Source organism: Halomonas rhizosphaerae, assembly GCF_030012485.1.
Classification (GTDB): domain Bacteria; phylum Pseudomonadota; class Gammaproteobacteria; order Pseudomonadales; family Halomonadaceae; genus Halomonas; species Halomonas rhizosphaerae.
The window spans coordinates 1-19131 of record NZ_JASCQQ010000030.1 but is presented as its reverse complement, the minus strand read 5'-3'; the positions used below and the strand labels follow the sequence as shown (position 1 = coordinate 19131).

Below are 19131 nucleotides of genomic sequence, written 5' to 3'. Positions count from 1 at the left end.
GAGGGGCAACCGGCCCCATGATAGCGGCCGCCGCCATGGCGGCCTCACTCCTCCCGGCCGGCGCTCCGTTGTCGCCGGCGTCGACGTGCGCGTGCCTTCCAGCTGCGCGAGACCTGCCAGCGCCATACCAGGCGGATCGCCAGGTTGGCCAGTGCGGCGATTGCCACGGCCGCGACCAGCGACCCCAGGGCCAGCGTCGGCAGGATCTCCACCAGCTGGTCGGCGATCCAGCGGGTGGAGAGTCGGTCCGGCGCCTGGCGCACCGGCATGTCCAGCAGCCAGGCGCCGAGGCGGTAGTTGCCGTAGAAGATCAGCGGCATCGTCAGGGGGTTGGTGATCCACACCAGGCCGATGGAGAGCGGCAGGTTGCAGCGAACCAGCCAGGAGCCGAAGGCGGCCACCAGCATCTGGAAGGGAATCGGCAGCAGGGCGCTGAACAGCCCCACGGAAAAGGCATTGGCCACGCTGCGTCGCGTCAGCACCCACAGCGAAGGATTGCCAATCAGGTGGCTGACGACGCGCAGGGAGCGCCGGCGCCTGAGGGCATCGGGGTGGGGCAGGTAGCGCTGCAGCAGTCGGCGCGGCATTGACGAGGGGCTCGCGGCTTCCAAACCCGGGCTATTATGCATACGAGTCGCGTGCCCCGCCATGATGCCCCTCAACGTGACGCCGCTGCGGGGCGGGCGGGTCGCCTTGCTTGCCGTTCAGGGACGATGCCATGCAGCTGGGCCTGGCCATTCCCCTGGCACTCGCCGTGATGGCCGGCGTGCTGGGGAGCCATCTCGCCGTGCCGGGGGCCATCGAGGTCCTGGCGTTAGGCCTGCTGGTCGTCCTGGCCGGGCGTCATGTGCGTCTCGCGATGGCCCTGGTGGTCGCGGCCCTGGTCGCAGTCCAGTTGCTCATGGTGCGTGGCGGCGAGCTCGCCCCCGGGCTGACCCGTCAGGACCTGCGGCTCGAGGGGCCCCTGGTCTCGGTGGCCAGGGACGAGCGGCTGGCGCGGCTGACGCTGGAGGTCACCGAGTGTCGCCCCCTGGCAGAGACATTGCCCGATTGCCGCGGCCTCGCGCGGGTCCGGCTCTCCTTCTTCGATGCCCCGGCCATGGTGCCCGGCGAGCATTGGCGGCTGACGGTTCGCCTGCGTCCGCCGGCAGGCTTCGCCAACCCCGGGACCTTCGACTACCGCGGCTGGCTGTGGCGGGAAGGCATCCAGGCCAACGGTTATGTACGCCGCGACCCACCCCCTCGCCGCCTGGCCACCGCGCCCTTCTCGCTGCGCCGGCTGGCACTGGGCCACCTCGATGAGCAGCAGCTGGCGGCCCGTCATCGACGCTGGCTGGCGGCCCTGACCCTGGGGGTGAGCGAGCGGCTGGGGCCGGAGGACTGGGACCTGCTGAACGCCACCGGCACCACCCACCTGATGGTGATCTCCGGGCTGCACGTGGGGCTGGTGGCGGCCTTCGCCCTGTGGCTGGCAAGGGGGGTGGCCCGCCTGGTCACCCCCGGGGCATGGCGCCTGGCGGTCTTGCCCTGGTGGATGGCGGGTACCGCGGCGGTGGGATATGCCGGCCTGGCCGGCCTGGAGCCCCCCGCACTGCGCGCCATGCTCATGACCCTGGTGGGGCTGTGGGTGGCCAGCGGACGTCATTCGCCCGGCACCTGGCAGGCCTGGTGGCTGGCCCTGGCGCTGGTATTGCTGGCCGACCCCCTGTCGGCCTGGCGTCCCGGCCTCTGGCTGTCATTCGTCGCCGTGGCGCTGCTGATCCTGGTCTGGCAGGGGAGGGCGCGCCCGCGCGGGGTGAGCGGCTGGCTCCGGGCGCTGGTCCGCTCCCAGCTGCTGCTGGCCCCGCTGATGGCGGCGGCGGTGCTGCTGGCCTTCGATCGCCTGGCCCCGGCGGCCCCGCTGGTCAACCTGGTCGCCGTGCCCCTGGTCAGCAGCCTGCTGGTGCCCCTGGGGCTGCTCGGCTGGCTGACGGCCTGGCTGCCGCCGCTCTCGGCCCTGTGCTGGGCCCTGTTCGGCCTGCTGGTCGATGGGCTGGTATTCCTGCTGGACCAGGCCGCCCGCTGGCTGCCCCTCTGGCTACCGGAGCCGTCGCGGGTCGTCCCGCTGGGGCTGGCCCTGGGTCTCGCCGCCCTGCTGTGGGCACTGCCCGGCCTGATCCCGCGCCTGCGACTGGTCGGCACGGCCTTGCTGCTGCTGGTGCCGCTCGGCCTCTCCTCCTCGTCCCCGGTCACCGCCGAGGGACTGCTGCGGGTCCGGGTCCATGACGTGGGTCAGGGCCAACTGGTCGAGCTGCGCACCGCCGGCTATCGCGCGCTCTATGACACCGGGCCGCGCTTCGGTTCCGGTTTCATGCCGCTCGCCACCCTGTGGCCGCCGGGACAGCGCTTTGATGACGTCCTCATCAGCCATGCCGACCAGGATCATGTCGGCGGCCTGCCGGCCCTGCGCGAGCAGCACCGGGTGGCGCGCTTCCTGGCACCCCCCGGCGAGGCCCTGGAGGTACCGGCCGAGTCCTGCACGGCCGGACGGGAGTGGCGGCGCGATGGCGTGATCTTCCGTATTCTCTGGCCACCGGCCGAGAGCGGCGAACTCTCGTCCAACGACCGCTCCTGCGTGCTGCTGGCGATTGTCGGCGAGCACCACCTGCTGATTACCGGGGATGTGGGGCGAGATGCCGAGCGGCGTTTCCTCGCCGAGCTTCCCCCGGGGGTGACCCTGCTGGTGGCAGGGCACCACGGGAGTGCCACCAGTTCCGGCATGCTGCTGGTGCGGCGTCTGGCGCCGCGCCATGTGGTTTTCAGTGCGGCGCGAGACAACCCCTTCGGCCACCCGACCGGCCGCGTCGTGCGTCGCTTTCGGGAGGCCGGCAGCTGCCTTTGGAGCACCGCCCGGGATGGTGCCGTGACCTTCTGGCTCGGCGAGGCCGCCCGCCGCGGAGTCCGCTCCGAGCGGCCGGCCGCCTGGCGGCACGGCGGTGTCGGAGCTGGCTGCCTTGCGTTAGAATCGCCTCACTGACTCCCGGCCTCGCGGCCGGCCATCTCGAAGGGGAACGGCATGGACATGATGGATGCCCTGATCGCCGGCGGCTGGTTGATGGTACCGCTGCTGGGCTGCTCGCTTGTGGCCACGGTGATCATCATCGAGCGCCTGTGGACCCTGAGGGCGCGGCGCATCGCGCCCTACGGCCTGGGACAGGAGGTCTGTCAGTTGGTGGCACGGGGACAGGTCAACCTCTACTGGCTGGAGGGACACTCCCCGCTGGGCGGCGTGCTGGCCGCCGGGCTCCGCAATGCCCGGCTCGGCCACGAGCAGGTGCGTGCGCGGCTCCAGGAGGCGGCCACCGCCGTGATACACGACATGGAGCGCTTCCTGAGCCCCCTGGGCACCATCGCCGCCATCACGCCACTGATCGGGCTGTTGGGCACCGTGGTCGGCATGATCGAGGTCTTCGCGGTGATCGTCACCGGCGACGGGGCCAGTCGCACCGCCGATCTGGCCGGCGGCATCTCCCGCGCCCTGGTCACCACGGCGGCAGGCCTCACCGTGGCGATCCCGTCGCTGATGTTCCATCGCTACTTCCAGCGCCGGGTCGAGGACATCACGGTGCGCATGGAGGAGCAGGCCGGCCAGGTGGTCGAGTACCTCGCCCACTATCCGGGCGAGCTGGTACTGGCCGAGCGGCACGCCGACGAGTCCCGGCCGGGCCAGCGCGGCGACGACGAACTGGAGGCCGATGGTCGCATCGCCCCGAGGGTGAAGCAGCCGTGAGGTTCCCCCGGCGGCGACGCGACCCGGTGGAGGTCAACCTGACCCCGCTGATCGACGTGGTCTTCCTGCTGCTGATCTTCTTCATGGTCTCGACCACCTTCGAGACCCGCCAGGCACTGGAACTCGAACTTCCCGAGAGCGAGAGTGGCCAGGACATGGAGGCATCGCCGGTGACCCTGGTGGTCACCGCCGCGGGCGAATACCGGCTGGGCGAGCGGGTCCATACCGCCGCGACGCTGGGCGAGGCCCTGGCCGCCGAGGCCGAGCAGGCCCGCGAGTTTGGCCTGGTGGTGGAGGCCGACGGGCGTGCCGCCCACGCCGACGTGGTGCGTGCCCTGGACCGTGCCGCCGGCCTGGAGATCCGCCGCGTACGCATCGCGACCGCCGCGGCATCACCCCCTGAACCGGAGACACCGTGATCGAACATTCCGGCTGGACCCTCTACAAGCGCCTGCTGGGCTACGTGAAGCCCTACTGGCGGGCCTTCGCCCTGGCGATCCTCGGCTATGTCATCTATGCCGCCTCGAGCACCGCCCTGGCGGAGATGATGAAGCGGCTCATCGACGGCATCCAGAACCCCGATGCCGCCTTTCGGCTCTTCCTGCCGCTGTTCGTGGTGGGCATGTTCGCGGCTCGCGGTCTCGGCACCTTCCTCGGCACCTACTTCATGAGCAGCGTGGCGCGCAACCTGGTGCACGCCCTGCGCTGTGACGTCTTCAACCACATGCTGCACCTGCCGGGACGCTTCTTCGATGGCCACTCCACGGGTCACCTGATCTCGCGGGTCACCTACCATGTCGAGCAGGTCACCGGGGCCGCCACCAAGGCGGTCACCATCCTGCTGCGCGAGGGGCTCTTCGTGATCGGCCTGGTGATCTACCTGCTGTGGACCAACTGGATGCTGACCCTGCTGTTCCTGGCCGTTACGCCGCTGATCGGCGGTGTGGTCAGCTACGCCAGCAAGCGCTTCCGGCGCATCTCGCGGCGTATACAGCGCTCGATGGGCGACGTCACCCATGTGGCCTCCGAGGCGCTCTCCGGCTACCGGGTGGTGCGTACCCACGGGGCCGAGGCCTACGAGAAGGCGCGCTTCGCCGAGGCCAGCGAGGTCAACCGACGCCAGAGCATGAAGGAGGCGTTGACCAAGGCCACCAGTACCCCGGTGATCCAGCTGCTGGTGGCGCTATCGCTGGCGGTACTGGTGTGGCTGGCCATGTCGCCGACCCTGATGGACGCCATGACCCCCGGCGAGTTCGTGGGCTTCGTCACCGCCGCCGCGCTGATGGCCAAGCCGGTACGCCAGCTCACCGAGATCAACAGCGAGATCCAGAAGGGCATCGCCGCCGCCGGCGAGCTCTTCGGCCTGCTCGAGGAGCCCCCGGAGCGTGACGAGGGCACCCGTGATCCCGGTCGCCTCGCCGGCCGCGTCCGCCTCGAGGGGGTGCGCTTCGCCTACGGCGAGGACCAGCCCGAGGTGCTCAAGGGCATCGACCTGGAGGTGGCGCCCGGCGAGATGGTCGCCATCGTCGGCCGCTCCGGCAGTGGCAAGTCGACCCTGGTGGGCCTCTTGCCGCGCTTCTACCGCCCGACGGCGGGGCGCATCCTGATCGATGAGGTGCCCCTGGAGGAGTTCCGCCTTCAGCCGCTGCGTCGCCAGATCGCCCTGGTCTCCCAGCAGGTCACCCTGTTCAATGCCAGCATCGCCGACAACATCGCCTACGGGATCGACGATCCCGACCCGGCGGCGATCGAGGCCGCCGCACGGGCCGCCCATGCCCACGAGTTCATCGAGCGCATGCCGGGGGGCTATGACGCCGTGGTCGGCGAGAACGGCGTGATGCTCTCCGGCGGCCAGCGCCAGCGCCTGGCCATCGCACGGGCGATCTTCAAGGATGCGCCGCTGCTGGTGCTCGACGAGGCGACCTCGGCGCTGGATACCGAGTCGGAACGCCATATTCAGGCCGCTCTGGAGGAGGTCTGCCGGGGTCGCACCACCTTCGTCATCGCCCACCGCCTCTCGACCATCGAGCGCGCCGACCGCATCCTGGTGCTCGAGCAGGGCGAGGTCGTCGAGCAGGGCAGCCATGCCGAGCTGCTCGACCGAGACGGGGCCTATGCGGCCCTGCATCGCCTGCAGTTCCAGGAGCCGGCCTGACCCATGGCGGGCCGTCTCGGCGAGCGCTGGCTGGCGGCAGCCTATCGGGGCGATGCCTGGCTGGTCGCCCTCCGGCCATTGGAAGCCCTCTATCGCCTGGCCGTGCGGCGTCGCGCCGCGGCCTTTGCGGCGGGCAGGCGGGCCATCTGGCAGGCGCCGGTGCCGGTGATCGTGGTCGGCAACATCACCCTGGGCGGCACCGGCAAGTCGCCGCTGGTGGCCTGGCTGGCGCGCTTTCTCGCCGAGCGGGGCTGGTCGCCCGGCATCCTCTCACGGGGTTATGGCGGTCGCAGCGAGCGCTATCCGCTGCTGCTGGACGCCGACACGCCGGTCACGGCCTGCGGGGACGAGCCTCGCATGCTGGCGGACCAGACGGGGGTGCCGGTGGTGGTCGACCCCGATCGTGCACGGGGCGCTAGGCGACTGCTGGCGGCGGGGTGCGATATCCTGATCGGCGATGATGGCCTTCAGCACCTGGCGCTGGGCCGTGACCTGGAGCTCGTGGTCGTGGATGGCCGTCGCGGCTTCGGCAACGGGCGTTGCCTGCCGGCGGGGCCGCTGCGCGAGCCATTGACGCGGCTCGACCGGGTGGATGCCGTGGTGATCAACGGCGAGCCGGCCTTCGAGCCGCCGCCCGGGGCCCATGGCATGGCGCTGGTGCCGTCGGCCTGGCGTCGCCTCGGCGACGGCGCGCGAGTGGCGCCCTCACCGCCACCCTTCGCCGGACCGGTGCATGCCCTGGCCGGGATCGGTCACCCGGCGCGCTTCTTCGCCACCCTGGAGACGCTGGGCGTGGAGCCGATCCCCCACGCCTTCGCCGACCACCATCGCTTCACGGCGGCCGACCTGGCCTTCGCCGACCGTCGGCCGGTGGTGATGACGGCCAAGGACGCGGTCAAGTGTCGCGAGCTGGCGCCCGTCGACAGCTGGGTGCTCGAGGTGGAGGCCCGGCCCGACGCCGCCTTCATCGACTGGCTGCAGGCGCGGCTGGTGTCACTCTCAACCCAGGCGGCGCGGCGTGCATCCCGGGTCGCCACCTGAAACCCATCCGAGGGGGAGTCATGGACAAGGAACTGCTGGCGATGCTGGTTTGCCCACTGTGCAAGGGCAAGCTGAAGTACAACCGCGAGGCCGCCGAGCTGGCGTGTCGATACGATGGCCTCGCCTACCCGATTCGCGACGGCATCCCGGTGATGCTGCCCGAGGAGGCCCGCGCGATGGACGTCGACGAGAAGCTGCACGACTCTCCCGGGCGCACCGGCGAGTCCTGAGGAGGTCCCATGCAGGAGTTCATCGCCGTCATCCCGGCGCGCTTCGCCTCCTCGCGGCTGCCCGGCAAGCCGCTGGCCGAGATCGCGGGCGAGCCCATGGTGGCCCATGTCTGGCGACGGGCACGGGAAAGCGCTGCCGCCCGGGTGGTGGTGGCCACCGATGATCGGCGCGTCGCCGAGGCGCTGGCACCCTGCGGTGCCGAGGTGCTGCTGACCGCCGACGACCATCCGTCGGGAACCGACCGCCTGGCCGAGGTGGCCGAGCGACTGGGCCTGGCCGATGATGCGGTACTGGTCAATGTGCAGGGCGACGAGCCGCTGATCCCGCCGCTGCTCATCGACCAGGTGGCGGTGCGGCTCTTCGACGACCCGGATGCTTCCATCGCCACCCTGGCCGAACCGATCAGCGACGTCGAGACGCTCTTCAATCCCAATGCGGTCAAGGTGGTGCGTGCGCTCTCCGGACGGGCCCTCTACTTCTCGCGGGCGCCCATCCCCTGGGACAGGGACGCCTTCGCCGCCCGCCCCGAGCTGCTGGAGACCGATGCCTGGCTGCGACACATCGGCCTCTATGCCTACCGGGCGGGCTTTCTCGCCGAGTACCGCGACTGGGCCCCCTCGCCGCTGGAGCGCCTGGAGCAGCTCGAGCAGCTGCGTGCCCTGCACCATGGCCATGCCATCCAGGTGGCCCTGGCCCGGGTCCCGCACCCTGCGGGCGTGGACACCGAGGAGGACCTGGCGCGGGTCCGCGAGCTGATGCAGCAGTCGGGAGGTCATTGATGCGCGTGCTCTTCGTCTGTCTCGGCAATATCTGCCGCTCGCCCACCGCCGAGGGCGTGTTCCGTCGCCTGCTCGAGGCACGCGGCCTGTCCCACCGGGTGGAGGTGGACTCCTGCGGCATCGGTCCCTGGCACGTGGGCAAGGCGCCAGACCCCCGCGCCCAGGAGGCCGCCGCCCGCCGGGGGGTCGACCTCTCCGGGCTGCGCGCCCGGCAGCTCGCCGCCGACGACTTCGACCGCTTCGACGTGCTGCTGGCCATGGACCATGACAACCTCGAGGCCATCGAGGCGCGACGGCCGCCCCACAGCCGGGTGCCGGCACGGCTGTTCCTCGAGTATGCCGGAGACCCTGACCGCGCCGTGCCCGACCCCTACTTCGGCGGTGACCGGGGCTTCGACGAGGTGCTGGACCTGATCGAGGTGGCCTCCCGGGGCCTGCTCGAGGAGGTCGAGGCGCACCTGGAGCCGGGGCCTTGAGCCTGGCGCTCCGGGCCCCCCACGACCTCTCCCGGGACAATACCCTGGGCCTGCCCTGCCAGGCGGAGCGCTTCGTGGCGCCGGCCGGCCTCGACGAGCTGCGCGAGGCGCTGGACCTGGTTCATCGCGCGGGCTGGCCGCTGACCCTGCTGGGGGGCGGCAGCAACCTGATCCTGCCGGCATGGCTCCCGGGCCTGGTGGTCCATCCCGCCATGCAGTCGTGGTGGCTGGAGGAGCAGGGGAGGGAGGTCCTCGTCCACGCCGAGGCGGCGGTAGTGTGGCACGAGCTGGTCATGGCGCTGGCCGGCAGGGGGCTCTGGGGAATCGAGAACCTGGCATTGATTCCCGGGGACTGCGGGGCCGCGCCGATCCAGAACATCGGCGCCTACGGCGTGGAACTGAGCGATGTCATCGAGGCGGTGCACCTGATCCATCTCGACGACGGTCATGAAGCGGTGCTCTCGCCGGCGGAGTGCGCCTTCGGCTATCGCGACAGCATCTTCAAGGGTGCGCTGGACGGGCGGGTCGTGATCACCCGGCTGGTGCTGCGCCTGTCGCGGACGCCGAGCCCCCGGCTCGGCTACGGGGACCTGTCCGGCCGGGTCGGTGCCGCCCCCTCGGCGCGGGACGTGGCCGAGGCGGTCTGCGCGATACGTCGCGAGAAGCTGCCCGACCCGGCCGTGCTGGGCAATGCCGGCAGTTTCTTCAAGAATCCCGTGGTGGCGGCCGACCTGGCCCGGCGGCTGGTGGACGACCATCCGACGATGCCGCATTTCCCCCAGCCCGATGGGCGGGTCAAGCTGGCGGCCGGCTGGCTGATCGACCAGTGCGGCCTCAAGGGCTGGCGTCAGGGGCATTTCGGCGTACATGAGCGCCAGGCGCTGGTGCTGGTGCACTTCGGTGGCGGCAGTGCGGTGGAGTTGCTCGACTTCGCCGGGCGGGTGGCCGAGGCCGTGTGCGAGCGCTTCGGCGTGATGCTGGAGCGCGAGCCGCGTCTGGCCGCGCCGGCGTGACACAGCCCGCGTCTTCCCGCCCCTGAAACGACAGCGCCCGCAGCCATGGCTGCGGGCGCTGTCGGTTGTGCAGGGGGAAAAGCGGGGCCTCAGCCCTGCTTGCCCTCCTGGGCCTTGGCCTCCTGCTCACGACGGCGGATCTCCCGCGGGTCATTGTGAGCGCGGCGACGACGACGGCGGCTGGCGCGGCTCTCCGCCGGCGCCTCTTTGGCCTTGGCCTCGGCGGGCTTCTGCTCGGCCTTCGGCGCCTCGGACTTGGGCTCGGCCTTTGCCTCGGCAGCTTTCTGCTCCGCGTTCGGCGCATCCGGCTCGGTTTCGGCGGGCTTCTGCTCGGCCTTCGGCGCATCCGGCTGGGCTTCGGCCTTTGCCTCTGCCGGCTTCTGCTCGGCCTTCGGCGCATCCGGCTGGGCTTCGGCCTTTGCCTCTGCCGGCTTCTGCTCAGCCCTTGACACATCCGACGTGGCCTCGGCCTTCGCTTCGGCCGGTTTATCCACCGGCTTGGCCGCCTGGCCGCTTGGCTGCTTGGCTGCCTCGCTGTCGGTCTTCGCTTCGGCAGCTTTCTCGGCGGGCTTCTGCTCCGCCTTCGGCGTCTCTGCTTTCGGCTCGGACTCGGCCTTCGCTTCGGCCGGCTTCTGCTCGGCCTTGGCTTCGCGAGACTTCTCGGCGGGCTTCTGCTTCGCCTTCGTCGTCTCTGCTTTGGGCTCGGACTCGGCCTTCGCTTCGGCAGGTTTCTGCTCGCGCTTGGCCGCCTGGCCGCTTGGCTGCTTGGCTGCCGCGGTGTCGGTCTTCGCTTCGGCAGGCTTCTGCTCGGCCTTCGGTGCCTCGGCCTTGGCAGGATTCTCGGTCGGCTTCTGCTCCGCCTTCGGCGCCTCTGCTTTGGGCTCGGACTCGGCCTTCGCTTCGGCAGGTTTCTGCTCGGGCTTGGCCGCCTGGCCGCCTGGCTGCTTGGCTGCCGCGGTGTCGGTCCTCGCTGCCGCAGCCTTCTCGACGGGCTTCTGCTCCGCCTTGTGCGCATCCGGCTTGGGTTCGGCCTTGGCCGCCTGGCCGCTTGGCTGCTTCGCCGCGTCTGACTCGGCCTTTGCGTCGGCTGGCTTCTGCTCGGCCTTGGCCTCATCCGGCGTGGGCTCGGCCTTCGATGCTTCGGCAAGCTTCTCGTCCGACTTCTGCTCAGGCTTGGGCGCCTCTGCCTTCGGCTCGGTGCGTCTCTCCGCTGGCTTGGCCTCGCCCTTGGGCGACTCGACCTGGGGGGCGTCTGTCGTCTCTACCGGCATGGCCGCGGCGGTTTCGGCCTGCAGGCGCTGCTGCTCGGCCTCCGCCTTGGGGTTGATGGCGTGCTTGCGCGTGCGTTGGCGCGGGTTGTTGCGAGTGCGCTTGGGCTTGCCGTCATCCACCGGGGCCTCCGCCTCTGCCGGCTTCTCGGCACGCTTTTCGCTCGGCGTCTCGGCCGGCTTGTCGCTGCCTTTCTGGCGGCGTGCGTCGTCGCGGGGCTTCTCGTCGCGGGGTTTCTGGTCACGGGACCTGTCATCGCGGGGCTTGTCATCGCGAGCCTTCGGCGCCTCCTGCTGGCGCGCCTGGCGACCCTCGTCGGGGCGACCGCCGCGTCCACGGCCGCCGCGGCTGCCGCGATTGTCACGGTTTTCGCTGCCTTCCGCCTTGCCCTCGCCACGCTCGCCTTCCTGGCGTGGCGCGCTGCGACGCTCCTCGCTGCGCGGGCGACGCTGGCGGCCGTTGCGGCCACCGCGCTCGTCATCCCGCTGGGCGGGCTTGCGCGAACCCGGCTCGCCGCGCGACTCGCCTGAGCGGGCGGACGGCTTCGGCTCGGTCCCGGCAGGTGCCTCGTCGCTGCCGAGCAGCTTGGCCAGGCCCTTGACCAGGCGACCCAGCACCCCGGCCTGGGGTTCGACGACGGGCGGGGCAGCCGGCGCCCTGGCCGCTGCCTTGGGCGGTACCGGGGCCGGGGCCTCCTCCTCCTGCAGGGACGCGGGCGCCGGTTCGTGGTGGATCACCGTCTTCACGGCGGCCTCGGCGCGCTGGACCGGCTTGCCGAAGGCGGCCTCCGGCTCCTTGCCGACCTCGGTGTCGGTGGAGAGCTCGAAGCTGGACAGGGTGGTGGCACCTTCCTCGTCCACATGGTCGTCGCGCAGGCGCTGGACGTCGTAGTGGGGCGTGTCCATGTCCGGATTGGGCAGCATCACCACGCGTACGCCCTGGCGCCGTTCGATCTCGGCCAGCACGGCGCGCTTCTCGTTGAGCAGGTAGGTGGCCACCGGCACCGGCAGGATGGCGCGGATCTGGGCACTGCGCTCCTTCATCGCCTCTTCCTCGATGAGGCGCATGATGGAGAGCGAGATGGAGCGCACGTCACGGATCGTGCCCTGGCCGTCGCATCGCGGGCAGACCACGCCGCTGGTCTCGCCCAGCGAGGGGCGCAGACGCTGGCGGGACATCTCCATCAGGCCGAAACGCGAGATGCGACCGATCTGCACCCGGGCGCGGTCGAGCTTGAGCGCGTCGCGCATGCGATTCTCGACCTCGCGCTGATTGCGCGCCGGGCTCATGTCGATGAAGTCGATCACCACCAGGCCGCCGATGTCGCGCAGGCGCAGCTGGCGGGCGATCTCGTCGGCCGCCTCCAGGTTGGTCTGCAGTGCGGTCTCCTCGATGTCGCTGCCGCGGGTGGCGCGCGCCGAGTTGATGTCGATGGAGACCAGCGCCTCGGTATGGTCGATGACGATGGAGCCGCCTGAGGGCAGCTTGACCTCGCGCTCGTAGGCGGTCTCGATCTGCGACTCGATCTGGAAGCGCGAGAAGAGCGGGACCTCGTCGACGTAGAGCTTGATCTTCTGCTGGTAGGAGGGCATCACCTGGCGGATGAAGGCCAGGGCCTCCTGGTGGACCTGCTCGCTGTCGATCAGCACCTCGCCGATGTCCTGGCGCAGGTAGTCGCGCATGGCGCGGATGATGACGTTGGATTCGCGGTAGATCAGGAAGGGTGCCGGGCGCTTGCCGGCCTCTTCGGTGATCGACTCCCAGACCTGCACCAGGTAGTCCAGGTCCCACTGCAGTTCCTCGGGGGAGCGGCCGATGCCGGCCGTGCGCACGATCAGGCCCATCTTGTCGGGCACGGTCAGCTGGCTCATGGCCTCCTTGAGCTGGCTGCGCTCCTCGCCCTCGATGCGTCGCGAGATGCCGCCGGCCCGGGGGTTGTTGGGCATCAGCACCAGGAAGCGACCGGCCAGGCTGATGAAGGTGGTCAGGGCCGCGCCCTTGTTGCCGCGCTCCTCCTTGTCCACCTGGACGATGACTTCCTGGCCCTCCTTGAGCACTTCCTTGATGCTGGGGCGGCCCGAGGGTTCCTTCAGGAAGTAGTCGCGGGACACCTCCTTGAGGGGCAGGAAGCCGTGGCGGTCGGCACCGAAGTCGACGAAGGCGGCTTCGAGGGAGGGTTCCACCCGGGTGATCTTGCCGCGGTAGATGTTGGCTTTCTTCTGTTCCCGGGCACCGGACTCGATGTCCAGGTCGTAGAGGCGTTGTCCATCGACCAGCGCGACCCGCAGCTCTTCGGGCTGGGTCGCATTGATGAGCATCCGTTTCATGTCGTCTCGCAAGTAGAGACGCGCCGGACGGCGGTCAACGACGGAGGCGAACCGCTGGTTGCTGCGTGCTTGTGCTCAGCGCATGTCGCGGATGCGGTAGTGCGCCCGGCCGTTCGGGTCATCCTTGCACGATGGATCCGACACGGCATGATCATGTTGAGTACGGGGCGGAGGCAGGACATGTCTCGGTGGGACGTCGCCCATCCGGCCCTGCGGTCACCGCCAACACCTGGCATTCATCGATTCGCCAACGCCGGCCTCCGGCACGTTGTTGTACGTATCCCGTGATCTCCGGTCGTGCTGCAGGGAGCGCGACCGAAGCCGGGCGTGGCGTTGTATCGCTTGCTTGTCGGCGGCGGGACCCCGGATTGGCGAGGATCGTCGCGGCCTGATCTTTCGCTCCGGCCTGCGTGTCTGTCGTGCAGGCGCTCTGGCGGGTCGTGACGACCCAGTGAAGCGAGTTGGCAATATAACAGCAAAGGGGGTGGCCAGCAATTGGCGCAGGATGGTCTGCACTGCGGTAGAATGCGCCTTTCAAGCAGGTATCCAGTGGAGTGGCGGCATGGCCGAAGGGCGCGACGTGCAGTGGGTGGAAGTGACCGAGGGCCAGGTCGGCCAGCGGGTCGACAACTTCCTGTTGACGCGCATGAAGGGGGCGCCCCGGGCCCTCATCTACCGCATCGTGCGCAAGGGCGAGGTGCGGGTGAACAAGAAGCGGGTCAAGGCCGACACCCGCCTGGCGCTGGGCGACATGGTGCGGATCCCCCCGCTGCGCCTCACGCCCCGCGAGGCGGTCCGCGAGGTCAGCGACAACCTGCGCAACCTGCTCGCCGGCAGCGTGCTGCTGGAGGGGCGCGACTGGCTGGTGATCAACAAGCCCTCGGGGCTCGCCGTGCATGGCGGCAGCGGGGTGAAGATCGGCCTGATCGAGGCGTTGCGCCAGGTGCGCGAGGACCTCGACTTCCTGGAACTGGTCCACCGCCTGGATCGCGACACCTCGGGCTGCCTGCTGCTGGCCAAGTCGCGCCCGGCGCTGCTGGCGCTCAATGCCTCGCTCAAGGAGCGCCAGATGGACAAGAAGTACCTGGCGCTGGTGGCCGGGCGCTGGCCGGCGCGACGCGACTTCGTCAGCGCCCGGCTCGACCGCTTCGAGCTCGCCAACGGCGAGCGACGGGTGCGGGTCGATGCGGCCGGCAAGGTGGCCCGGACGCGCTTCGCAGTGCGCGAGGCCTTCGAGAAGGTCACCCTGGTCGAGGCCGAGCCGGTCACCGGGCGGACCCACCAGATCCGCGTGCATGCGGCCCATGCCGGCCATCCGCTGCTCGGCGACGACAAGTACGGCAGCCGCGAGAGCCAGAGGCTCTCCGCCACACTGGGCCTGTCGCGACTCTTCCTGCACGCCGCGTCCCTGACCTTCCCCGAGCCCAGCAGCGGCCGGCCGGTGAAGATCAAGGCGCCATTGCCCAGTGAGCTCGAGGCGGTGCTTGACCGCACTCGCCAGTCACGCTGACACGGAGGCTTCATGCGCTATCGACTGGCCATCTTCGACTGGGATGGCACCCTGATGGACTCCATCGAACGGATCGTCTCCAGCATGCAGGCGGCCTCCCGGGAGGCCGGCTGGGGTGAGATGGAGGCGGGAGCGATTCGCAACATCATCGGCCTGGGGTTGCCCGAAGCCATCGCCACCCTCTGCCCCGGCATCGACGGCGAGCGTGCCGAGCTGCTGAGGGCACGCTATGCCTACCATTTCGTCGAGGACGATACCGGCCCCATGCGCTTCTATCATGGGGTCGAGGCCGGCCTGGCCCGGCTGCGGGGCAGGGCGGACCAGCGCCTGGCCGTGGCCACCGGGAAGAGCCGCCGCGGCCTGGACCGCATCTTCCGCGAGAGCGACAGCGGTGGCTGGTTCCATGCCAGCCGAACCGCCGACGAGACGCGCTCGAAGCCGCACCCCCGGATGCTCGAGGAGCTCCTCGTCGAGCTCGATGTCGAGGTCGGCGAGGCGGTGATGATCGGCGATACCGAATACGACCTCGAGATGGCCCGGGCACTGGGCATGGATCGGGTGGCGGTGACCTGGGGCGTGCATGCCCCGGCACGCCTTTCTGCCAGCCGGCCGGTGTTCACCGCCGAGGCGGTGCCCGACCTCTTCGACTGGCTGCACGGCTAGCTGACCAAGGGACAGGACGACCATGAGTGATGACGACAAGCGCGACGATCGCTGGACCAGCGGACCGGAGCTGACCCCGGAACAGGCGCGCCGCGAGCGCGAGGCGCCACGGGGCGATGCAGCGCCGCCGCCCGCCGAGGACGCCGAGACGCTTCGCGAGCGCCAGCGCCTGGCCCAGCTGGAGATGATGGATCGCTGGATCGGCGGGGTGCTGGTGGAGCAGCGGCGCTCCCGGCGCTGGAAGCTGTTCTTCCGCTTCTTTTTCTTGCTGCTGATCCTGGCCTCGCTCTCCACCGCCCTCTACGGCATCTTCGGTGCCCCGGGTGCCGGGGCGCCTGCCCAGCCCCATCTCGGTGTCGTCGAGGTCAAGGGGGTGATCGACAGCGATTCGCCAGCCAGCGCCGAGCGCATCATCGAGGGCCTGGAACGGGCCTGGAGGGCGGATGGGGTCGAGGCGGTGGTGCTGCATATCGACAGCCCCGGCGGCAGCCCCGTGCAGTCACAGCGCATCTTCGAGGCGGTGATGCGGTTGCGCGAGTCCGGCGACAAGCCGGTTCTGGCGGTGATCGAGGACATCGGGGCCAGTGGTGCCTACTACGTGGCTGCGGCGGCCGACGAGATCATCGCCGCGCCGGCCAGCCTGGTGGGATCGATCGGGGTCATCCACGCCGGTTTCGGCTTCGAGGAGGCCATCGGGCGCCTGGGCGTCGAGCGTCGTGTCTTCGCGGCCGGCGAGAACAAGGCGTTCCTCGACCCCTTCTCGGAGATCGCCCCATCGCAGCGGGCGTTCTGGCAGGAGGTGCTGACCACCACCCATCGTCAGTTCATCGAGGACGTGCGCGAGGGGCGTGGCGGTCGACTGGCCGACGACGAGCGACTGTTCAGCGGGCTGATCTGGAGTGGCGAACAGGCCCTCGAGCTGGGGCTGGTGGACGGGCTCGACAGCATCGACGGCGTGGCCCGCGCCCGACTCGGCGAGGCACGACTGCGCGACTACACCCCGCGTCTCGACCCCTTCGAGCGAATCTCCCGCCAGTTCGGCCGGGTGGCCATGGAGTGGCTGGGCCTGCCGAGGGGCGAGTCGCCGGTGCGCTATCAGGTCTACTAGCGCCTCCTTCATAGCTCGCGGCTTTCCCGGCGACAGCTCTGCGAGGGGGCGCTGTGAACCCCTCCCTGGGCGCTACCATGCGCTGCTTCGCTCTCGCGTCCCGCTCCGCTTGCAGGGCCGGTGCTGGCCATCCTTGGCCAGCCCGTTCGGAGCAATGCTCCTCACCCCTGGCATAGGACCCCCTCTACGACCTGCCCCCGGCGCCGCTCTCTGTAGCGGCGCCGGCTTACTGAGTGTTGGGTCCGAGAGGGTCCAGCCCGGCGTCGCGCAGCAGCTCGCAGAGCCGGATCAGCGGAAGGCCGATCAGGGTGTTCGGGTCATCCCCCTCGAACTTCTCGAACAGGGCGATGCCCAGCCCCTCCATGCGAAAGCTGCCGGCGCTGTCCAGGGGCTTTTCCCTCTCCACGTAGTGAGCGATCTCGCCCTCGCTCAGGTGGCGGAACACCACGTCATAGGTCTCGTGACAGACCCGGTGGCAGCCTTGCCCGGTGTCGAGCAGCGCCAGGCCGGTAAGGAAGCGCACGCGGTGGCCGGAGAAGCGGGCCAGGGTGGCGCGGGCCGTGGCCGCGTCACCGGGCTTGCCGAGGATCTCGCCGTCGAACAGTGCCACCTGGTCGGAGCCGACGATCAGGTGCTCAGGCCAGCGGTCGGCCAGCCGCTCGGCCTTGGTCAGCGCCAGGCGGTGGACCAGGGCCTCGGGCGCCTCGCCCGGGCGAGGCGTCTCGTCGATGTCGGAGCTCTCCCAGGCATAAGGGATCTCCAGGCGGTCAAGCAGCTGACGGCGCCAGCGCGAGCCCGAGGCAAGGATCAGACGGGGCATGGGCATTCTCCGGAATGGGTCGAGGGAAACGGCGAGTCGGCGGCGCCGGTCCTGGCGCCTCGCCACCATGGTAACCCGGGACGATGGCGGCTTTGACAGGGGCAGGGGGAGTGCCTATCATTGCGCGCCTATGTTGACCTCAAGACTCCCCGGCAGGGTCGAGCCCTACAAGCTCGCGGCCCGTGCCGAACACCTGGAAGGCCTGGTGGCGCTCGCCGAGATGGCGCGACTCGCCGAGGAAATCGGCGTCCAATCCGGTGATGCCCAGGTATGGCTGGATTTTGCCATCGATCCCCAGGGTCGACGGGAGATCCGTGGCCATCTGAAGGCCGAGCTGCAGCTGCCGTGCCGGCGCTGCCTCGAGCCCATGGCGCAACAGGTCGAGAGCGCATTCCGGCTGGGAATGGTCACCAGTGACGCCCTGGCCGCGGAGCTGCCGAGCACCCACGAGCCGGTGCTGGTGGAAAACGAACAGCTGAACCTGCTGGCGGTGGTCGAGGATGAGCTCATCCTCAGCCTGCCCCAGGTGGTTTACCACGACGAGGCCGAGTGTCCGGTCTCGCGCGACCAGCTGAACAGCGGGGAGGCGACCGACGACTCGGCCAGCGCCCCGGCGAGCCCTTTCGATGTGCTGCGGCAGATCAAGGGCAAACCCTGATACATCCTCGTTTCACTCTGGAGTGACAACCCATGGCAGTTCAACAGAACCGCAAGACCCGTTCCAAGCGCGGCATGCGTCGTAGCCACGACGCTCTCACCGCTCCGGCCCTGTCCCAGGACAAGGAGACCGGCACCACCCACCTGCGCCACCATGTGTCGCCGGACGGCTTCTACCGTGGCCGCAAGGTCGTCGACGCCTGACGCGACGGCACACGGATGGTAATGGCTGGCCGTTGACGTGCGGATCGCCATCGATGCGATGGGCGGGGACCTCGGTCCCCGTCCGGCCGTCTTGGGCTCCGCCGCGGCCGTCCGTGCCGACCCCGATCTCGAGCTCTGGCTGTTCGGCCCCGCCGAGCTGCTTGAGGGCGAGATAGCTTGCCTGCCGCGGCAGCTTGCCGCGGCGGCGTCGCGTCTGCGGGTCGGCGATGCCCCGGCGGTCGTCCAGCAGTCCCAGCGACCCAGCGAGGCGCTGCGTCACGGCGGCGATACCAGCATGGCGCGGATGCTCGACTGCGTTGCCGGTGGCGACGCCGTGGCCGGGGTCAGCGCCGGCAACACCGGCGCCCTGATGGCGCTGGCCCGGCGTGCCCTGGGTACGGTGGCGGGGATTCCACGTCCGGCCATCAGCACCGCCATTCCCACGCGTGATCTGGGTCGCTGCTACCTGCTCGACCTGGGCGCCAACGTGGAGGCCAGTGCCGAGCGCCTGGTCGACTTCGCCCTGATGGGGGAGGTGATGGCGCGCCATGTGGATGGCCTCGAGGCACCGCGGGTGGCGCTGCTCAATGTCGGTGTCGAGGGTACCAAGGGCACGCGCAGCGTTCGCGATGCCGATGCCTGGCTGCGCCGTCATCCCGACATCGCCTACTTGGGGTACGTGGAGGGCGACGGGATCTTCAGCGGTGCCGCCGACGTGGTGGTCTGCGACGGCTTCGTCGGCAACGCCGTGCTCAAGGCCAGCGAGGGCCTGGCGAGGCTGCTGGTCGAGCGAGTCCAGGCGACCTTCGAGGCCCACTGGAGCAGCCGGGTGGTGGGGCTGCTCGCCCGTCCGGCGCTGCGTCGACTCAAGGGCGAGCTCGATCCCGTGCGCTACAATGGCGCCAGCCTGCTGGGGCTGGCCGGGATCGTGATCAAGAGCCATGGCAGCGCCGATGCCACGGGCTTTCGCTATGCGGTGCAGCGGGCGGTGAACGAGGTGAGGCGCGACCTCCCGAGTCGGCTGGCCGCGGAACTGGACCACCACCGGTCCCCTGTCGATTCGGCCGTCCTCGGCCGAACCGAGAGTGGACCCAGGCCCGACGGGCCGG

General features: G+C 70.2%; 18 protein-coding genes. 15 read left to right on the top strand and 3 right to left on the bottom strand.

The window, feature by feature from the left end; translation table 11 throughout:
* Positions 1 to 44: 44 nt before the first annotated feature.
* Complete coding sequence (locus QLQ86_RS14420; protein ID WP_282817436.1) at positions 45 to 587, bottom strand: DUF2062 domain-containing protein; 543 nt, start codon at positions 585 to 587, stop codon at positions 45 to 47.
* A gap of 131 nt (positions 588 to 718) precedes the next feature.
* Between QLQ86_RS14420 and QLQ86_RS14415 the strand changes: the two genes are divergently transcribed.
* The 9 genes from QLQ86_RS14415 to murB are packed head-to-tail and all read left to right on the top strand — an operon-like array spanning position 719 to position 9464.
* Entirely contained in the window at positions 719 to 3016 is a 2298-nt protein-coding gene (locus tag QLQ86_RS14415) for a DNA internalization-related competence protein ComEC/Rec2 (protein WP_282817435.1), read from the top strand.
* A gap of 39 nt (positions 3017 to 3055) precedes the next feature.
* The gene (locus tag QLQ86_RS14410) at positions 3056 to 3769 is read left to right on the top strand and encodes a MotA/TolQ/ExbB proton channel family protein (protein ID WP_282817434.1); all 714 of its coding nucleotides are present in this window, start codon (positions 3056 to 3058) and stop codon (positions 3767 to 3769) included.
* Positions 3766 to 4188 carry an ExbD/TolR family protein gene (locus tag QLQ86_RS14405; RefSeq protein ID WP_282733848.1) on the top strand — a complete coding sequence of 141 codons (423 nt, stop codon included), beginning with the start codon at positions 3766 to 3768 and terminating at the stop codon, positions 4186 to 4188. Before QLQ86_RS14410 ends, QLQ86_RS14405 begins: the two co-directional genes overlap by 4 nt.
* Positions 4188 to 5924, top strand: a complete 1737-nt coding sequence (gene msbA, locus QLQ86_RS14400; protein ID WP_282733854.1) for a lipid A export permease/ATP-binding protein MsbA — start codon at positions 4188 to 4190, stop codon at positions 5922 to 5924. The genes QLQ86_RS14405 and msbA overlap by 1 nt, the downstream gene beginning before the upstream one ends.
* Positions 5925 to 5927: 3 nt before the next feature.
* Positions 5928 to 6965: a tetraacyldisaccharide 4'-kinase gene (lpxK, locus tag QLQ86_RS14395; protein ID WP_282817433.1), complete on the top strand. Its 1038-nt coding sequence runs from the start codon at positions 5928 to 5930 to the stop codon at positions 6963 to 6965.
* A 20-nt stretch (positions 6966 to 6985) separates the two neighbouring features.
* Complete coding sequence (locus QLQ86_RS14390) at positions 6986 to 7195, top strand: Trm112 family protein (RefSeq protein ID WP_282733850.1); 210 nt, start codon at positions 6986 to 6988, stop codon at positions 7193 to 7195.
* Positions 7196 to 7204: 9 nt separating this feature from the next.
* Positions 7205 to 7975, top strand: coding sequence for a 3-deoxy-manno-octulosonate cytidylyltransferase (gene kdsB / locus QLQ86_RS14385; RefSeq protein WP_282817432.1), 771 nt, complete (start codon positions 7205 to 7207; stop codon positions 7973 to 7975).
* Positions 7975 to 8451: a low molecular weight protein-tyrosine-phosphatase gene (locus QLQ86_RS14380; RefSeq protein ID WP_282733852.1), complete on the top strand. Its 477-nt coding sequence runs from the start codon at positions 7975 to 7977 to the stop codon at positions 8449 to 8451. The genes kdsB and QLQ86_RS14380 overlap by 1 nt, the downstream gene beginning before the upstream one ends.
* Positions 8448 to 9464 carry a UDP-N-acetylmuramate dehydrogenase gene (murB, locus tag QLQ86_RS14375; protein WP_282817431.1) on the top strand — a complete coding sequence of 339 codons (1017 nt, stop codon included), beginning with the start codon at positions 8448 to 8450 and terminating at the stop codon, positions 9462 to 9464. The genes QLQ86_RS14380 and murB overlap by 4 nt, the downstream gene beginning before the upstream one ends.
* An 89-nt stretch (positions 9465 to 9553) precedes the next feature.
* Here the strand turns inward: murB and rne are convergent, their stop codons facing one another.
* On the bottom strand, positions 9554 to 13060 hold the full coding sequence (rne, locus tag QLQ86_RS14370; protein WP_282817430.1) for a ribonuclease E: 3507 nt from the start codon (positions 13058 to 13060) through the stop codon (positions 9554 to 9556).
* 562 nt (positions 13061 to 13622) lie between these two features.
* Here rne and QLQ86_RS14365 point away from each other — a divergent pair.
* The 3 genes from QLQ86_RS14365 to sppA are packed head-to-tail and all read left to right on the top strand — an operon-like array spanning position 13623 to position 16341.
* The gene (locus QLQ86_RS14365; RefSeq protein ID WP_282817429.1) at positions 13623 to 14570 is read left to right on the top strand and encodes an RluA family pseudouridine synthase; all 948 of its coding nucleotides are present in this window, start codon (positions 13623 to 13625) and stop codon (positions 14568 to 14570) included.
* A 12-nt stretch (positions 14571 to 14582) separates the two neighbouring features.
* Positions 14583 to 15233 carry an HAD-IA family hydrolase gene (locus tag QLQ86_RS14360; protein WP_282817428.1) on the top strand — a complete coding sequence of 217 codons (651 nt, stop codon included), beginning with the start codon at positions 14583 to 14585 and terminating at the stop codon, positions 15231 to 15233.
* A 22-nt stretch (positions 15234 to 15255) separates the two neighbouring features.
* Positions 15256 to 16341 carry a signal peptide peptidase SppA gene (gene sppA, locus QLQ86_RS14355; protein WP_282817427.1) on the top strand — a complete coding sequence of 362 codons (1086 nt, stop codon included), beginning with the start codon at positions 15256 to 15258 and terminating at the stop codon, positions 16339 to 16341.
* Between the two features lie 226 nt (positions 16342 to 16567).
* Here sppA and QLQ86_RS14350 read toward each other — a convergent pair whose 3' ends face one another.
* Complete coding sequence (locus QLQ86_RS14350; RefSeq protein WP_282817426.1) at positions 16568 to 17161, bottom strand: Maf family protein; 594 nt, start codon at positions 17159 to 17161, stop codon at positions 16568 to 16570.
* A 130-nt stretch (positions 17162 to 17291) separates the two neighbouring features.
* Here QLQ86_RS14350 and QLQ86_RS14345 point away from each other — a divergent pair, with 130 nt between their 5' ends.
* The 3 genes from QLQ86_RS14345 to plsX form a co-directional block, all read left to right on the top strand.
* Positions 17292 to 17819, top strand: a complete 528-nt coding sequence (locus QLQ86_RS14345; RefSeq protein ID WP_282817425.1) for a YceD family protein — start codon at positions 17292 to 17294, stop codon at positions 17817 to 17819.
* 32 nt (positions 17820 to 17851) lie between these two features.
* Positions 17852 to 18022 (top strand): 50S ribosomal protein L32, encoded by a 171-nt coding sequence (gene rpmF / locus QLQ86_RS14340; protein WP_106229211.1) that lies wholly within the window; start codon positions 17852 to 17854, stop codon positions 18020 to 18022.
* A gap of 37 nt (positions 18023 to 18059) precedes the next feature.
* Positions 18060 to 19131 (top strand): phosphate acyltransferase PlsX (gene plsX / locus QLQ86_RS14335; protein ID WP_282817424.1); only part of this gene is annotated, 1072 nt, incomplete at its 3' end.

Coding starts and splice junctions, on each gene's coding strand:
- sppA (WP_282817427.1), top strand. CDS start 15,256: ATGAGTGATGACGACAAGCGCGACGATCGCTGGACCAGCGGACCGGAG.
- QLQ86_RS14420 (WP_282817436.1), bottom strand. CDS start 587: ATGCCGCGCCGACTGCTGCAGCGCTACCTGCCCCACCCCGATGCCCTC.
- QLQ86_RS14360 (WP_282817428.1), top strand. CDS start 14,583: ATGCGCTATCGACTGGCCATCTTCGACTGGGATGGCACCCTGATGGAC.
- QLQ86_RS14410 (WP_282817434.1), top strand. CDS start 3,056: ATGGACATGATGGATGCCCTGATCGCCGGCGGCTGGTTGATGGTACCG.
- QLQ86_RS14390 (WP_282733850.1), top strand. CDS start 6,986: ATGGACAAGGAACTGCTGGCGATGCTGGTTTGCCCACTGTGCAAGGGC.
- lpxK (WP_282817433.1), top strand. CDS start 5,928: ATGGCGGGCCGTCTCGGCGAGCGCTGGCTGGCGGCAGCCTATCGGGGC.
- QLQ86_RS14365 (WP_282817429.1), top strand. CDS start 13,623: ATGGCCGAAGGGCGCGACGTGCAGTGGGTGGAAGTGACCGAGGGCCAG.
- QLQ86_RS14350 (WP_282817426.1), bottom strand. CDS start 17,161: ATGCCCCGTCTGATCCTTGCCTCGGGCTCGCGCTGGCGCCGTCAGCTG.
- rpmF (WP_106229211.1), top strand. CDS start 17,852: ATGGCAGTTCAACAGAACCGCAAGACCCGTTCCAAGCGCGGCATGCGT.
- QLQ86_RS14345 (WP_282817425.1), top strand. CDS start 17,292: ATGTTGACCTCAAGACTCCCCGGCAGGGTCGAGCCCTACAAGCTCGCG.
- kdsB (WP_282817432.1), top strand. CDS start 7,205: ATGCAGGAGTTCATCGCCGTCATCCCGGCGCGCTTCGCCTCCTCGCGG.
- rne (WP_282817430.1), bottom strand. CDS start 13,060: ATGAAACGGATGCTCATCAATGCGACCCAGCCCGAAGAGCTGCGGGTC.
- QLQ86_RS14380 (WP_282733852.1), top strand. CDS start 7,975: ATGCGCGTGCTCTTCGTCTGTCTCGGCAATATCTGCCGCTCGCCCACC.
- QLQ86_RS14415 (WP_282817435.1), top strand. CDS start 719: ATGCAGCTGGGCCTGGCCATTCCCCTGGCACTCGCCGTGATGGCCGGC.